11 protein-coding genes are annotated in these 16,039 nt (G+C 44.0%); 6 read left to right on the top strand and 5 right to left on the bottom strand.

Annotation, left to right across the window (positions count from 1 at the left end):
• Positions 1–3,509: hybrid sensor histidine kinase/response regulator (locus tag B4K11_RS00650; protein WP_292959186.1), on the top strand; the 3,509-nt coding region annotated here is incomplete at its 5' end.
• Between the two features lie 72 nt (positions 3,510–3,581).
• On the opposite strand, the gene B4K11_RS00655 is transcribed toward B4K11_RS00650, so the two are convergent.
• The 5 genes from B4K11_RS00655 to B4K11_RS00675 form a co-directional block, all read right to left on the bottom strand.
• Positions 3,582–4,250 carry a response regulator transcription factor gene (locus B4K11_RS00655; RefSeq protein WP_292956599.1) on the bottom strand — a complete coding sequence of 223 codons (669 nt, stop codon included), beginning with the start codon at positions 4,248–4,250 and terminating at the stop codon, positions 3,582–3,584.
• Between the two features lie 155 nt (positions 4,251–4,405).
• On the bottom strand, positions 4,406–6,358 hold the full coding sequence (gene acs, locus B4K11_RS00660) for an acetate--CoA ligase (protein WP_292956596.1): 1,953 nt from the start codon (positions 6,356–6,358) through the stop codon (positions 4,406–4,408).
• A 224-nt stretch (positions 6,359–6,582) separates the two neighbouring features.
• Entirely contained in the window at positions 6,583–7,953 is a 1,371-nt protein-coding gene (locus B4K11_RS00665) for a sigma-54-dependent transcriptional regulator (protein ID WP_292956593.1), read from the bottom strand.
• Positions 7,954–7,978: 25 nt separating this feature from the next.
• Positions 7,979–9,076 carry a sensor histidine kinase gene (locus B4K11_RS00670; protein ID WP_292956590.1) on the bottom strand — a complete coding sequence of 366 codons (1,098 nt, stop codon included), beginning with the start codon at positions 9,074–9,076 and terminating at the stop codon, positions 7,979–7,981.
• 1 nt (position 9,077) lies between these two features.
• Entirely contained in the window at positions 9,078–10,523 is a 1,446-nt protein-coding gene (locus B4K11_RS00675) for a sigma-54 dependent transcriptional regulator (RefSeq protein WP_292956586.1), read from the bottom strand.
• Positions 10,524–10,841: 318 nt separating this feature from the next.
• Between B4K11_RS00675 and rfbF the strand changes: the two genes are divergently transcribed.
• The 5 genes from rfbF to B4K11_RS00700 all read left to right on the top strand — a co-directional run bounded on the left by rfbF (position 10,842) and on the right by B4K11_RS00700 (position 16,034).
• On the top strand, positions 10,842–11,615 hold the full coding sequence (gene rfbF / locus B4K11_RS00680; RefSeq protein ID WP_292956583.1) for a glucose-1-phosphate cytidylyltransferase: 774 nt from the start codon (positions 10,842–10,844) through the stop codon (positions 11,613–11,615).
• Positions 11,606–12,667, top strand: coding sequence for a CDP-glucose 4,6-dehydratase (gene rfbG, locus B4K11_RS00685; protein WP_292956580.1), 1,062 nt, complete (start codon positions 11,606–11,608; stop codon positions 12,665–12,667). Before rfbF ends, rfbG begins: the two co-directional genes overlap by 10 nt.
• Positions 12,668–12,694: 27 nt before the next feature.
• Complete coding sequence (rfbH, locus tag B4K11_RS00690) at positions 12,695–14,026, top strand: lipopolysaccharide biosynthesis protein RfbH (RefSeq protein ID WP_292956577.1); 1,332 nt, start codon at positions 12,695–12,697, stop codon at positions 14,024–14,026.
• 77 nt (positions 14,027–14,103) lie between these two features.
• Positions 14,104–15,216 carry a radical SAM/SPASM domain-containing protein gene (locus B4K11_RS00695; protein WP_292956574.1) on the top strand — a complete coding sequence of 371 codons (1,113 nt, stop codon included), beginning with the start codon at positions 14,104–14,106 and terminating at the stop codon, positions 15,214–15,216.
• Positions 15,217–15,266: 50 nt separating this feature from the next.
• Positions 15,267–16,034, top strand: a complete 768-nt coding sequence (locus B4K11_RS00700) for a hypothetical protein (RefSeq protein ID WP_292956571.1) — start codon at positions 15,267–15,269, stop codon at positions 16,032–16,034.
• The last annotated feature ends 5 nt before the right edge of the window (positions 16,035–16,039 follow it).

Raw genomic sequence — 16,039 nt, forward strand, 5'->3', positions numbered from 1 at the left:
TAACCCCCGGGACAGAGGATGTAATCAGTAAAGGTAGTGATACCGCCTTATTCGTTGCCATTGTGATGGCAATTTTCGCCATTCTATTTGGTACAAGACATATAGATGCCACTGAACACCATGAAGGCCTAGTTCTTGCCGTAGCATTCGAATCGATTGTGAAATTAACCGCCTTTTTGGCAGTAGGTATCTTTGTTACTTTGGAAGTATTTGAGGGTTTTGATGATTTAGCCTACAACGTAGCAACCCAATTACATAACAACAGTAACTACAGCTCTTTTCTTGACGACAGTTTTTTGACGGAAATATTGCTCGCCTGCACCGCTATCATCTGCCTTCCGCGTCAATTTCACGTCACTATTGTAGAAAACACAAACTCAGGCCACCTCAAACTTGCTCGCTGGCTATTCCCTATCTACCTCATTCTGATGGCTATTTTTGTCCTTCCAATCGCAACAGCCGGCATGCTGTATTTCGACGGAACCGACGTTGACGCCGACACATTCGTACTCATGCTTCCACTGGCTGCTGATTACAAAGAACTCGCAACATTCGCATTTATCGGCGGACTCTCAGCCTCAACCAGTATGGTTATTGTTGCCAGCATTACCCTCTCAACAATGGTGTGCAATGACATCATAATGCCATTACTCTTCCGCATTTCCTGGCTAAGACTCTCGGACAATAAAGACGTAGGCGCCCTGTTATTACGCGTTAGGCGCATAACAATCATGTGCTTGATGATACTTGCCTATTTCTACTATCGAATTCTTGGCGAGCAATCCCCCCTTGCTTCATTTGGCTTACTCGCATTTGTCGCTGCTGCACAATTCTTTCCTGCGATTATTGGAGGAATTTATTGGAAAACAGGCTCTCGCCACGGAGCACTCGCGGGGCTAATTGGTGGTTTTTTACTATGGCTCTACACACTCGTACTCCCCTCCTTCAGCGAAGCAGGCCTACTGGGCCCTGAATACATTGAAAATGGCATTTTTGGTATCACCTGGCTCACACCTACAGGACTTTTCGGCCTACACGCATTAGACCCACTAACACACGGCGTTTTTTGGTCTCTATTTGTAAATACCGTTCTCTACGTTCTGGTATCTAGATACACCAACCCCCGCCTAGTCGACCGCATTCAAGCAAGTGCATTTGTTGATGTATACAATAAAGACCTCACTGAGAGCTCAAGACAATATGGCCAGGTCACTGTTGGCGACCTACAGATGCTCACAGAGCGCTTTCTAGGACTTAGCCGAACTCAACATGCATTCACAGGTTTCGCCCTACAACGAGGAGAAGAACCACCACTCACAGGCGATAAAGCGACGCCAGAACTCATACAATTTACAGAACGCCTTCTTGCTGGCGTGATCGGCGCATCCTCAGCACGCATCGTCTTAGCATCAACTCTACGTGGCAAAGACATGCACATAGGCGATGTCGTAACCATTGTAGACGAAGCATCACAAGCACTGCGCTTCAACAGATCTTTACTACAATCCACTATTGAAAATATCAGCCTAGGCATTAGCGTTGTCGATCAGCAGATGAGACTTGTTGCATGGAACCGCGTCTATGTGGAGATGTTTGATTACCCAGAAGGCCTTATCTGCATAGGACGCCCCATCGAAGAAGTTTTTAGATTCAATGCCATCAAAGGTGAATACGGTGCTGGAAAACATGAAGAACAGGTAAAGAAAAGGCTCCGCGTTCTCAAATCAGGCAAACGACACAGCTACGAGCGCTTTCGTCCAAATGGGACCGTTTTAGAAGTACGCGGCAACCCTATGCCAAATGGGGGCTATGTTAATACCTATATGGACATCACCGATCACAAGCACGTCGAAGAAGCCCTGCGTGAAAGTGAACAAAATATCCGTATATACACAGATAATGTACCTGTACTTATTGCATACCTAGACCCTGAAAGGCGATACCTATTCATCAACAAAGCTTATGCTGACACATTTGACTTAGATAGAAACACGATCTCAGGAAAAGCCTTATACAAAATCATTCCAGAAGATGAATATGAACTGCGCAGCCCTTATATTGCTGAAGCATTAAAAGGCATCCAGCAACGTTTTGAAACCACTCTACCGACTATGGATGGCAGCATCCGCTACGCCGAAGTGAAATACATCCCTCATATTGGCGAGTACGGCGACGTCCTTGGCTGCTTTACCCTTTATCAAGATATTACTGAACGACGCAAAGCTGAAATAGCACTGAAAGAAACCAATGAAACACTTGAACAACGCGTACGAGAAAGAACCCACGCCCTCTCCGTTGTTAACAAAGAGTTGCGTAAAGAGAATACAATTCGCTCACTTATGGAAGACGAGTTAAGGCAAGCAAAATCTGATGCCGATGATGCCAATATTGGTAAAACCCGCTTCCTAGCTTCAGCCAGCCATGACTTACTACAACCCTTAAATGCGGCACGACTGTTTACTTCCGCCCTTGCGCAGCAAAGCCAAAGCCAAAGCAGCGAAACCAATCAACTAGTTGAAAACCTCAATGGCTCTCTAACAGCAGCAGAAGAGCTTATTACAGCTATTCTAGATATTTCCAAGCTAGATGCTGGCGCTCTTGAAGCATCCATTAGCAACTTCTCAATGAGCGATATGCTTCGTGCTTTAAACACTGAATTTACAGCCGTTGCTGAAAAGAAAAATCTGAAATTTCACTTTGTAGCTTGTAACAAAATTGTAAAATCAGACCAACAACTTCTACGCAGAGTAATACAAAACTTTTTATCAAATGCCATTCGCTACACTCAGGACGGCAAAATACTCTTAGGCTGTAGACGACGCAAAAACATGCTCAGAATAGAAGTATGGGATACAGGCGTTGGCATAGCAGAAGACAAGCTAAGCGAGGTTTTTGAAGAGTTCCGCCGCATCGATAACCCTAGACACTCCCAAGTACAAGGGTTAGGACTAGGCCTTGCCATCACGGAACGTATTGCAAAAATGCTAGGCCATAAATTAAATGTTCGTTCGTGGCCAACCAAAGGAACCGTTTTCAGCATTGAAATTCCTTTAGGCGACCCGGAAAAAGCCGTTAAACAGAAACCTGAGAGCCGAGGCTGGATACGCAGCAAAGGCCTTAACGGTATTCGCGCCATTGTTATCGACAATGAACCTACCATCTTGCAAGGCATGTCCGCCCTACTGAATGGTTGGGGCTGTGAAGTATTAACCGCACTTTCAGCCAAAGAAGCTATTGAAAAGATTCAAAAAGAAAAATTCGAACCTGAAATAATTTTAGCGGATTACCACTTATCTGAGACACTCACAGGCATTATGGCGATTAACGAGATACAACCCTTATTGAGTGACCCAGCGCCTGCCATCGTTATCACCGCCGATAGAACTGATGAAGTTAAAGTAGAGATCCGTGAAAATAACGCTCAACTACTGACAAAACCGATTAAACCTGCAGCCTTACGCGCCATGATCAACAAAACCATTGCAACAGCTCGCGCTGAAAAGAGCTAAAATCTATAGAAAATCCATACCTAGCAGACAATAATAAAGGCGCTTTAAGCGCCTTTTTTATTAACTACTAAATCAAGCATCAACATCCGTCTTAGGCGGTTCAACACCTAATCGCTGAGCAGCAATGACAGCCTGCGTACGACTATGCACGCCAAGCTTACGTAGAATCGCCGTCACATGTGCTTTTATCGTTGCCTCAGAGACATTTAACTCATAAGCAATCTGCTTATTAAGCAAACCTTCGGTCAACATGGTTAAAACTCTAAACTGCTGAGGTGTCAGCGCCGCTAAAGCTTCAGCAAACTTTTGATCATCTTCACTTACATCAGGCAAGTTATCCGCAACCTCTTGCGGCAACCACTCTTCACCCTCTAAAACAGCAACAACAGCGTCCGCTATTGTTTCAAGAGAAGATGATTTAGGAATAAAACCAGACGCACCATAGTCAATAGCACGCTTCATGATGTACGGCTGCTCACTACCCGATACAACAACAACCGGTATTCCAGGACTCTGGCCGCGTAAAAAGACTAAACCAGAAAAACCATTGGTTCCCGGCATATGAATATCAAGTAATACCAAATCTGCATCTGAATGCTGATCAACAGCTTCTTGCACTGCTGGCAAAGAATCAGCCTCGATCACTTCCACTCCAGGCAAAGCCTGAGTTACCGCCTGCTTTAGTGCGGCACGAAACAATGGATGATCATCTGCTATGATAATTTTTTGCGCTAACTGCATGCGTCCAATTCCCCCTTAAGAAATCTTTACTCGAACGCCGACCGCTAAAGGAACGGTTTTCCAGTGATTAAGCCACTACTATAAAACAAAAAACTCCCGCAAGTCTCGATATTCCGAGGCTTACGGGAGTTTTTTAGACTAATTTATAAAAAATATTAGTCTGAACGGTTCATACGGTTGCTGATTAGGTCATCTACAACCGTTGGATCAGCTAGCGTAGATGTATCACCTAACGCATCAAAATCATCTTCAGCGATCTTACGCAGGATACGACGCATGATTTTACCAGAACGCGTCTTAGGCATGCCCGGCGCAAACTGAATCAAATCTGGAGAAGCGATCGGACCGATCTCTTTACGAACGTGTAGACGAAGCTCTTTTAGAAGCTCATCAGACTGCTCGTAACCAGACTGTAGAGTAACGTAAACGTAGATACCCTGACCCTTAACTTCATGCGGGTAACCAACTACAGCCGCTTCTGCAACCGCTGCGTGAGCAACCAGAGCAGATTCTACTTCAGCTGTACCCATACGGTGACCAGATACGTTAATTACGTCATCAACACGGCCAGTGATCCAGTAGTAATCATCTTCATCACGACGCGCGCCATCGCCCGTAGTGTATACACCTTTATATGTAGAGAAGTAAGTCTGGATGAAACGCTCATGGTCTCCCCAGATTGAACGACTCTGACCAGGCCAAGAATCTTTAATTACCAAGTTACCATCGCATGCACCTTCTAGTTCCTTGCCATCCGCATCAAGCAGAGCAGGCTGAACACCGAAGAATGGACGTGAAGCTGCACCCGGCTTAGCGGCTGTAGCACCTGGTAGAGGCATAATCATCATGCCGCCAGTCTCAGTCTGCCACCATGTATCAACGATTGGGCAACGACCCTGACCGATAATACGGTGATACCAATCCCATGCTTCTGGGTTAATTGGCTCGCCTACTGAACCTAGAATACGTAGCGTAGACAGATCAGAATCACCCAGAACGTCTTCACCCTGCTGCATTAGAGCACGGATCGCTGTTGGCGCAGTGTAGAACTGGTTAACTTTATGCTTCTCGATAACACGGCCAAAACGGCTGTTATCTGGGTAGCTTGGAACACCTTCAAACATTACAGATGTGCCACCGTTAGCAAGCGGTCCGTAAACGATATAACTGTGACCCGTTACCCAACCAACATCGGCAGTACACCAGTAGACGTCGCCATCTTTATAATCAAATGCATACTCGTGAGTCATGGAAGCGTAAACCATGTAACCACCCGTTGTATGCTTAAGACCTTTTGGCGCACCAGTAGAACCAGACGTGTAAAGGATAAACATTGGCGCTTCTGCTTCCATCTCTTCAGCAGAACAATCTGCAGAAGCATCAGCAACAAGATCTTCGTACCAAACATCAACACTGTCGTTCCAAGCAACATCTTGGTCAACACGCTTAACAACGATAACGCTCTCTACAGCAGCTTTAGCAGCATCATGCTCTAGTGCTTTATCAACGTTAGCTTTAAGCGGTACAGATTTACCTGCACGCAAAGAGTAGTTAGACGTTACAACAACCTTAGAGTTTGCACCCTCGATACGCGCTGCAAGTGCTTCAGGAGAAAAACCACCAAAAACGATTGAATGCACAGCACCAATACGTGTACAAGCGAGCATAGCAACAGCAGCTTCTGGGATCATTGGCATGTATAGAGTAACAACATCGCCTTTCTCAACGCCACGTGCTTTTAATGCATTGGAGAACTTACATACACGCTCGTGTAACTGGCGGTAGGTAATATTTTCAGATTCACTTGGGTCATCACCTTCCCAAATGATTGCAACTTGGTCGCCACGTGTTTCTAGATGACGATCTAGACAGTTGTATGAAGCATTCAACGTGCCGTCTTCGAACCAACGAATATCAACATTATGTGGATCGAAAGATGTGTTCTTAACTTTAGTGTATGGCTTGAACCAATCCAGGCGCTTACCTGCTTCACCCCAGAACGCATCCGGATCGTTAACAGATTGCTCATACATCGCTTGATATTTTTCGTTATCAATGTGCGCGTTTGCCGCAATCTCCGGACTTACTGGATATACCTTTTCACTCATCGTGATGCCCTTAGCTTGATTGTTGTATTTATATACTATCCTCAGATCGCCTTTTGTACTGTTTTTTATTATCAGGCGTAATGAGGTTAAATATCAGACTTAGATTTATACAGAAGGGGGCACGGCTCACTGAATTAGACATTGGTATATCCAGCCTAAGACCTTAGTCCCTATAAGCCATTAGAAGCCCTATTTACGGGGCCTCAGAAAATCAACTAAAGACGTTAACGACCGAGCAATTTATCCAGATCAAGACCCAATTCACGCATCTTTGCCAATTTATAGCGCAATGTCCGCGGACTTATTCCTAGATTTTCGGCTGCATCCTTACGACTTCCATGAGTTAACTTGAGCGCATCTATAATTAATTGGAACTCATGTTGCCTCATACCTTCCCCTAACTGCCCAGCCAAATCATCCTCTTCAACGGCAGGTGTATCTTCTACAATTTCAGCCTGAGAGATATCTGCAGGATCTAACATTAGATCAGCTACGCGAACCTCCGTACCCGACTGCAAAATGAGGGCTCGCTGCACAACATTATCTAATTCCCTGACATTCCCTGGCCATGAATAGGAAGATAACGCCTCTCCTACATCCGCTGATAAACTAACAGCGGGGCGCTGCATTTTTTGACAATATTTACGAAAGAGCAACTCAGCTAACGGCACTATATCTGCGGGACGCTCTCTTAACGGTTTCCACTGCAAGGGAAAGACATTGAGACGGTAATACAGATCTTCTCTAAATCGCCCCTCTGCCACATAAGATTCCAGCTTACGGTTTGTGGTTGCAAGCACTCGCACATTCAATGCAATAACTTTACGACCACCGATGCGCTCAACTTCTTGCTCTTGTAATACACGCAGCAATTTAGCTTGCAACCCCAAGTCCATCTCTGAAACTTCATCTAGCAATAACGTCCCGCCCTCAGCCTGTTCAAACTTACCCGGAGAACTTGCATAAGCCCCAGTAAACGCACCTTTTTCATGCCCAAACAGGGTAGCTTCCAACATATTTTCAGGTATTGCCGCGCAGTTAATGGCAATAAACGGCTTGCCTGAGCGAGGTGAATTATTATGAATATACTGAGCCAACACCTCTTTACCTGTGCCCGACTCGCCTGAAATAAGGACGGTCGAATCAGATGACGCCACCCGCCTAGCCAACTGCAATAACTGCTTACTACTGGCTTCTTCAGCAATAGGCTGCTGTACTTCGGAAGCCTCAACAGAACCAACAGCAAAACGCCGAACAGCCGAAATCAAAGCACTCGAATCAAACGGCTTCATTAAATAATCAACGGCACCTGCCTTAATCGCATCAACAGCCTTGCTGACTTGGCCAAACGCAGTAATCAACATAACCGGAAGACCGGGATGCAGCTTGTGAATCTCATCTAAGAGCTGATGCCCATCCATACCCGGCATATTTACATCAGTCACAACCATATCAACCTGATGAGCCGACAACAGTTTCAGCGCCTCTTCAGCATCGGGCGCTTCAATATAATCAAAACCGGCCAACTCTAATGTATCGCATAACGCCTCACGCAATTCATTATCATCTTCCACAATCATTATTTTATTTGGCATGATTTTAATCTTTAACTTTTAGTTATTATGTTGATAGACAAGGCAAGAGAAGCGTCGCTACCGTGCCTTCACCTAACGCTGATTGTAATTTGAATTCGCCATGATGGGCATGCGCAACCACCTGCGCAACCGCCAAGCCAAGTCCTGTACCATGAGATTTGGTGGTATAAAATGGCTCTAATGCATTTTTGATTTCCGCTGCATCCATCCCCTGGCCTTGGTCGATAATGCTTATACCTAATCGACCGTCAGTATCTTCAAACTTAATGACTAGCTCACTATTTTTGCCGCTCGCCTGCAAAGCATTTTCAACCAAGTTGATACATACACCCAACAACGCTTCTTTATTACACTGAAGCTGATAATCAGGGACATCATTTATACAATCACAATCCGCATCATGCTGGACAAGTGGCAAGTCCAGCATATCTTCCAATTCACGCATCAGGTCAACCGTGCTGATAACATCATCTAAGCGCATCTCACCTCGCGCGAAGATCAGCATATCTCTAACCTGCTGCTCTAGATTCGTTAAACGAGACTTGGCTTTGTTCGCGAACTTCTGTCTCTGCTCGGGAAGCAGATCCTGACGCGTTAGATGATCAACATACAAAAGCGCTGCTGATAACGGTGTACGGATCTGATGCGCCAGCGACGCCATCATCCTACCCATTTCTGAAAGGCGTTGATAATGAGATAAACGCCCTTGCAACAAGCGCGTTTCTGTCTGATCTGTCAGAAGAACCAACTGCCCCGGCTCACTATCCATAGCCCGCGTCATTAAACTTACACGCCGACCATCTTTTAATGAAACTTCATGCCCATCATCGCTTTTAGGTGCAAAACTACGACTTATCACCTCAAACCACGGCTGCCCTTTTAACGGGGTACCTAAAAAAGCTTCCGCCGCTGGATTTACTTCAGCAACCAAACCCGCACCGTTAATCACAACAACACCCGCAGGCATGATAGCTAACAAGTTTTTAAAGCGATCACTTAATCCAGCATTTACATCTTCATTTTTCTGCCGCTGCAATGCTTCACCACGCAATAACTCTTTAGCTTGAGCTAACTCGCGCTCTAACTCATCAATACGCGCTTGATATACCTGCTCACTACTCATATTACTTACGCTGCATCCCATATTTACGCATTTTTTCCACCAGCGTCGTTCGTCTAATTGTTAATAACTCAGCAGCCCTAGCCACCACACCATCATTTACAGTCAATGACTGCTCAATCAATGCTTTCTCAATCATTTCGAGGTGCGCTTTAAGATCTATTCCCTCCTCAGGCAGCAGATCCAGAGAGGGCTCAACGTTTTGAAAACTCACAGGCGCGCTCTGAACAACGGATTGATCCGCCACATATCTTTCAGGATTAGGCTCCGCCACATGCTGAAACCGACTCGGCAGCTCAGACACCCCCACAACACCGTTAGGGTAAAGAATAGCGAGCCTCTCTATTAGATTTGCGAGTTCACGAACATTCCCAGGCCATAGGTGCTGCGACAAAGATTCAAGCGCACTACCCTGAAGCCTGACCGACTCAAAACCTAAATCATTTAAACGCCGAACCAGCTCATTTAATAACAACGGGATATCTTCAGTACGCTCCCTTAAAGGCGGCATCTCAATCGGAAAAACATTTAACCGATAATAAAGATCCTCTCTAAACTCGCCCGCCTCAATCATCTCTTCTAAATTTTTGTGGGTAGCAGCGATGACTCGGATATCAGCATCGAGAGTTTTAACACCACCAATACGCTCAAACTTTCGATCCTGAAGCACCCTTAACAACTTGACCTGCATCGGAAGGGGCATATCGCCGATTTCGTCTAGAAAAAGCGTACCGCCTTTAGCCAATTCAAATCGACCGGCTCGGCTTGAAACCGCACCGGTAAAAGCACCTTTTTCATGCCCAAACAACTCACTTTCCAACAGATCCGCAGGAATAGCACCACAATTAATAGGCACAAACGGACCATTAGCACGGGCAGAGAAATCGTGTAAATTTCGAGCAACCACCTCTTTTCCGGTACCTGACTCGCCTGTAATCAGGACGTTTACATCTCGCCCTGTTACTTGAGCCATCGCCTGACGCACAAGCTGCATTGGCTGACTCATACCAACAAGATTGGAAAACTGATCAGCATTTAATTGGCAAGCAGCCTCACCGGCTAACTGTTTCTGAGTAAACAACTGCACTTTATGCAGCTGATCAAGAAGCTCTTGGTAACTGAAGGGAACATCCAACTGACCTGTTACACCGTTTTTAAGAGCCGCAGGCAACTCTTCAACTTCTAGCCACTCACCCAGAGTGACTACCGCAGCATTAGGTGTTTTCTCTTGCAGGTTTCTGAGTAATTTTTCTAATGAGATAGGAAGCTGACTTTGCCCTAATAGAACCATAGAAACTGATTCGCCACTAAATTCACATTCAGCAGACTGCAGCCAATCAACAAAGCCATAAAAAGTGAAGGAGCGATCTAAAAACGTCAGCGCCGATTGAATCAGCTCTCTGCGACTTAGGTCATCATCAATAATTAGTACGTGGGATTGCGCACTCATCCTACTATTCTCAATCTATCTTCGATAGCAGTATATTGGCAATCATATAGCTCAATGTCAAATAAATGACATAGAACTCAAGCCCTCACAGAAAAATGACATGGCGGCATTTTTTTGACTTTTAGCATAATTCCTCTATGCTTAGCCTTTATATAGATCTAAATAAACATTTGTTTTACGGTATCTGTAAAAAGACAAGCAAAACCAGTTTAAGTTTGTCCCAAAAATGCCGACCTAACCGTTTAACATTCATAACAACGCCAGACGTTATTTTTAACAAGTTAAATAACGACTCCCAGAGATAAGGAAAGATACACCATGAAAGCAGTAATCCTTGCTGGCGGACTAGGAACTCGAATTTCCGAAGAAACACACCTTAAGCCTAAACCGATGATTCAAATCGGAGGAAAGCCCATCTTATGGCATATCATGAAAATCTACTCCGCACATGGCATAAACGATTTTATTATTTGCTGCGGCTATAAGGGTTATGTCATCAAAGAGTACTTCGCCAACTATTTCCTACACATGTCAGACGTTACTTTTGATATGCGCTCAAATGAAATGGAAGTACACCATCAGTTTGTAGAACCCTGGCGTGTAACACTTGTTGATACCGGTCCAGACACAATGACCGGGGGTAGGCTTAAACGTGTTTCCGAATACCTTCAAGGAGAAGAAGCCTTTTGCTTCACTTATGGCGACGGTGTGAGTGATATTAATATAAAAGAGCTTATCGATTTCCATAAACAAAAAGGAGTTAAAGCAACCCTCACTGCGGCGATACCTCCTGGTAGGTTTGGCGCTTTAGACATGCAGGGGGATATGGTCAATAGCTTCCAAGAAAAACCAAAAGGTGACGGGGCAATGATCAATGGAGGTTTTTTCGTACTATCTCCAGACGTTCTTGATTATATCGTTGATGACACGACTACTTGGGAACAGGAACCCATTAGTAAGCTAGCCACAGAAGGCGATCTCGCAGCATATAAACATGAAGGCTTTTGGCAACCCATGGATACACTGAGGGATCACACCCTACTTCAAGAGCTATGGGAAAGCGGTTCAGCACCGTGGAAAGTATGGAAATAACCGTTAAGTTCTGGAAAGGAAAGAAAGTATTTATTACAGGTCATACAGGCTTTAAAGGCAGCTGGCTCACTCTATGGCTTAAAGAGCTGGGCGCTGATATCTGTGGCTACTCACTAATACCGCCAACAACTCCCAATTTTTTTTCCCTTGCCAATATAAATACGGGAATCACATCGCATATTGCAGATATTAGAGACCTAACAACACTTAAAGATTCTCTTAGAAAATCTGAAGCGGAAATAGTTATACATTTTGCAGCTCAACCTCTGGTTCGTAAAAGCTATCAAGAACCTATCGAAACATACACAACAAACGTCTTAGGTACGGTCAACATACTGGAAGCAGCACGGAACACATCCACCGTACGTTGCATTTTGAATATAACGTCTGATAAATGCTACGAAAACATCGAAAATAATAATGCCTTTACAGAGTCTGATCCTATGGGCGGACATGACCCTTACAGTGCCAGCAAAGGATGTTCAGAGCTCATAACATCGTCATATAGCAAATCTTTTTTTGAAGAAAGTGGCGTTATTTTAGCATCAGCCAGAGCAGGCAACGTGATAGGAGGTGGAGACTGGGCTCAAGATCGCTTAATTCCAGATATTATTCAAGCGTTCTCCACCCAACAAAACGCTATTATTCGTTCACCTAATGCCACTAGACCTTGGCAGCATGTATTAGAACCTTTATCTGGATACCTTATTCTATGCGAGGCTATGTACCGTCAAGATAAAAAATACGCTGGACCTTGGAATTTTGGACCCCATAAGCATGACATAAAACCGGTCAAGCATATTGTTAAAGAGCTTAGTAACTTATGGGGAGAAAACGCGGTTTATACACTCCAAGAAACCTCAACAAGTGTGCACGAAGCTCAGACATTAAGACTCGACTGTACAAAAGCCATCAAAACATTAAACTGGCAGCCTAAATGGACAATAGAGCAAGCCTTAAGCCACACAGTAAGCTGGTACAAAGCCTACTCCAACGATGAAGATATCCGCGCATTCACTCTTAAACAAATTCAAAAATATTGTGAATCATAGACACGCGATCACAGGCCGAGCTTTATAATGACACAAGATGATCTACGCAAACAAATTGCCGAACTCGTTTCACAATACTCGGCCCAAAAATTTGATACTAAGACATTCACTCCTGGAATTACTCCTATCCCTCCTTCCGGAAAGCTTATGGGAGAAACAGAGCTACAATATATGGTTTCAGCGTCATTGGACGGCTGGCTAACCACAGGAAGATATAATGATAAGTTTGAAGAACAGCTCAGCCGCTTTCTTGACGTTAAGCATACCCTGACGACTAATTCGGGATCGTCTGCAAATCTGTTAGCTCTCGCCACATTAACCTCACCAAAACTAGGAAATTTAGCGCTAAAACCAGGCGATGAAGTCATTTCAGTTGCAGCTGGCTTCCCTACGACCATCAACCCCATTATTCAATATGGTCTAGTGCCCGTCTTCGTAGATATTGACATCCCAACATACAATATAAACCCGGATAAGATTGAAGCGGCATTATCACCCAAAACAAAGGCTATTATGATTGCCCACACACTGGGCAATCCCTTTGATATTGACAAGGTTATGCAGATAGCCAACAAGTACAATCTATGGGTCATTGAAGATACTTGTGATGCCCTAGGTAGCACTTATAACAGCGAATTAGCTGACAATCCTATTAAAAAGGTTGGTACCTTTGGAGATATTGGAACACTGAGTTTTTACCCTGCCCATCATATTACGATGGGAGAAGGCGGAGCCGTTTACACGAATAACGGAAAGCTCAAACCAATTATCGAATCATTCCGAGATTGGGGAAGAGATTGCTTTTGCCCACCTGGAAAGGACAATACGTGTGGCAAGCGGTTTTGCCGCCAACAAGGCTCACTACCTGAAGGCTATGATCATAAATACATTTACAGCCACTTAGGGTACAACCTAAAAATTACGGATATGCAAGCAGCATGCGGGCTCGCTCAACTAGAAAAAGTAGATGACTTCATAAGCGCTAGAAAAGATAATTTTTCATTTTTGAAGCAAGCACTGTCACATCTGGAAGAATATATCATTCTCCCTGAAGCAACTCACAAATCGTCACCCGCATGGTTCGGCTTCCCCATTACTTTGAGAGAAGACAGCCCCATAAGTCGAGTTGAGTTACTGCAACACCTAGATCATCACAACATTGGCTCTAGATTACTCTTCGCGGGCAATGTAGCTTGCCAACCTTATATGCAGTCACAAAAATTTCGTATTTCAGAATCTCTAGAGATGACCGATATAGTAATGAAAGACACTTTTTGGATTGGTGTACAGCCTGCTCTGAGTAAAGAGATGTTAGAGTACTCTGCAGAAACGATCTCACAAGTGCTAAAGCAAGCATAATATAGAGCAGCACTAATATAAGCAGCAATTATTCACTGCTTTCCACTTCCACTGATAACAGCCAAGGAGACAATCTAATGTCTTCAACAGAAAATATTTCAAACTCGGCGCTTACTAGCTACGAGTTAACTCGGCGAAACGATTTAGCCACAAGAAAACCCTACATCGCATCCAAGCTAGCCAAAGTTTCAGAAATGGAAGCGCGTGGAGAAATTAGCCCGATCATTCGCTTAGAGAAAAGCTACCTATGTAATTTTCAGTGCACTCATTGTTCTGCAGAGTACTACATGGATCGGCACTTAAACAAAATCCATCACATTCAAGATGATCGCCGTAAAATTGATTTAGAGGCGGTTAAAAAGCTGTCCGAGGAAGCCGATGAGTTAGGTTTAGCTAGGTTCGTTATCACTGGTGGGGAACCTTTAGTCATGAAAGACTTTGATGAAGTCGTCGCGGCAATAGATCCAGAAAAACATTATATAATTACGGACACCAACGGTTGGTTTCTTGATGATAAAAGAGCGAAGCATCTCAAAGAGATTGGAGTAGAAAAAGTTCAATTGTCTCTCGATAGCATGAACGAAGAGGAACACGATAACTTCCGAAATAAAAAAGGTTCATATAAGCGTGTCATGCGTGCGATTGACGCTTCTATCAATGCAGGGCTTAATCTCCTATTATCGACCGTGCTTATTAAAGGGCGAGTTAAAACAGCTGAATTTAAAGAGATGTGTGAATTCGCAACAAATAAGGGAGTAGGGCTTTATGTATCATATGCGAAACCGACTGGTTCATGCACTGAGCACCCTGAATTTGTTATTGAAAAAGAAGATGCTGATATTTTGCGAGAATTAGAAAAGCAATATAACGTTTTCTCTCATATGACACCGTCATATGGTTCCTACAAAGGGTGCATTACCGTTAAAGGAATTATCACGGTGACTTCAACAGGCGAAATTACACCTTGCCCTTATATTGATATGTCTATTGGCAATATTTTTCAAACACCTTTACAAGAAATATTAAATCGAGGAATGCGTAACCCTTGGCTAGGACCTCACCGCCCTGACTGTCTAATTGGGGAAGACGAAAAATTCATCAAAAAACACACTGAGATCACATCTAGATACACCACTCTCCCTGTGCCTTGGGGTGAAGGTTTTTCTGATTCAGACAGCCTCACTGATTAGCAGCCCACATAACATTAATTAACGACTAATCGGCCTTAGAGTATTTATAAATGACAAGCTTATTTGATGAATTTGGACGCTGCATTCCCGACAACATTTCAGAATCGGCCCATACAACAGTTCGCCGTTACTTCAAATGTAATACCCCTGAAATTGATTTAGAAGCCATCTTTCACCAAATGACGGCTCTACTTGGGCAGGGTAGTACCGATTTAACTAATTTCAAAAGTCAGATCAAAGCCCTATTAAAACAATTAAAAGCTGACCCTGAAACACAAAATATTTGCAATGCGCCTTATGTTCCTTTCATCATTCCTAAGCAAAGCATTCATGATGCGGGCGAGCTGTTACAAAGCACATTTTTACCTGCTGTCTGCTCCTCCTATAATTCACGTTACCCCGAATACAGCTTTGATAATCACTACAAAGGCTGTCTTATTGAACGCTTAACCATTAGCCCTCAATCCCGGCATCAAGAACTTTTAGATAAACTACGACAAACCGATATTATCGGGCTGTACTTCCCGGCTATGGACGGGTATTCCCTTGCTGCAGCCAGAGAACGAATATCCTCACTTCCTAAACAGTTCAGCCTAGCGGGGGGGGTTGATACCTGCGCAGCATTCATTGCCTGTCCAGACCTTTTAATGAGAACAGATGGCTACCCTCCACTGCTTTGGTTTGGAGCTTTAGAAACAGCTAATCATAATGAAGGTTTTCATTTGGAAGCTTATGGATACAATTTGACCTTCAATCATAGAATGCACCTAGGCAATGCAGATGAATATTGGGTCAATGGCCTAGTATTTACTAACTGATTTAC

This window comes from Neptuniibacter sp. UBA6509, assembly GCA_002435145.1.
Classification (GTDB): Bacteria; Pseudomonadota; Gammaproteobacteria; order Pseudomonadales; family Balneatricaceae; genus Neptuniibacter.